Genomic DNA, 1,128 nt, shown 5'->3' with positions numbered 1-1,128 from the left:
TTGCCATAGTTAATGCTCCTGTAACAATCTGCATTAATTGTGGCATATTGCTACAAATAAATAAAGTTATAACCAACGGCTCAAACGGACTCCGTAACAGTCGCACCTTTTTTGTTCCAAAAAAGTCGCCACAGTTACTACGCCGTTTAGCCGGGCGTTGGTATGACTCCCCACGTCAAGCAAACTGCACAAATTCCTGCCGATAGCACGGCCAGAGTTTTTTCTTTTTTAGTCAACTTCTTTTGTTTAAGAAGCATTAGCGCATCAGATGAAGCAGATAATTTCGACGGTTATCATGCTGGTATTCGTGGGTTGCTCTTTTTTTAAAGAACCTATCCGACCTTACTTTTTACGTCGTGGTGTCTGTCTTCAGTCTATGCTCGTGGATCAATGCGATGAAGCTACATTGCCTACCTAACGCCGTCGGTGATTACACCACACTCGTTGCTTGACCCAATGCGCTAACGCTAAACTCATTAAGCTGGTACTCTTGATAAACGTGTTTTTGGGTCGACCTTAAGTAAAATGACTTCTCGTGATATCGACCAGATAAAGGCAATCATTTCACGGGCTATTGCGGTCACGACCACATTGCAATTTTGACCGCGCTTCATAAGCCTCTGATATCGTTTTCACAGCCTTAGTTGCGCTTGCCATGCTTGATCGATAATCTCCTTAGGTAGACCTTCCTGTCTTACCTGCATTTCTTTGGATATTCGTGCGCTATACCGATAGCTGTGCGCTCCCTCAATCAACAGTTTCTGACGCGTCCATTACCGCACTTTGTAATGCTGCCAAGTTTTCGTTTATCGCGACTAGAATGCTCACTCGGGGTGAGCCCGACATAGCTCATTAGCTTTCTAGGCGTATCAAATCGGCTTAGATCACCAAGCTCACACACTACGCCTGTTGCGATGAGGAGGCGTATTCCACGCATCGCTTGTATTGCTTTAACGACAGGATAGTAGCGCCACTTCTTGACTTGATGAGTGAGCTCGTTGTCGAGTCGTTTTAATCGCTTAGTGCGCTCATCAATAGTCTGAATCATTTCTTGTAAAACGATTTGCTGGCAAGGGTGCGGAAGCACCATTTCGGTTAGCCATCGCATATGTTTTAACGACCAGTTAG

The 1,128-nt window shown here is 44.9% G+C and carries 1 pseudogene; it reads right to left on the bottom strand.

Going from position 1 to position 1,128, the window contains the following annotated elements:
* Positions 1–476: 476 nt before the first annotated feature.
* Positions 477–1,128, bottom strand: a pseudogene (locus tag A3766_RS28615) (transposase); the annotation flags it as partial.

Source organism: Oleiphilus sp. HI0132, from assembly GCF_001635845.1.
The sequence above is the reverse complement of the archived record's forward strand: the minus strand, read 5'-3'. Positions and strand labels throughout refer to the sequence as shown.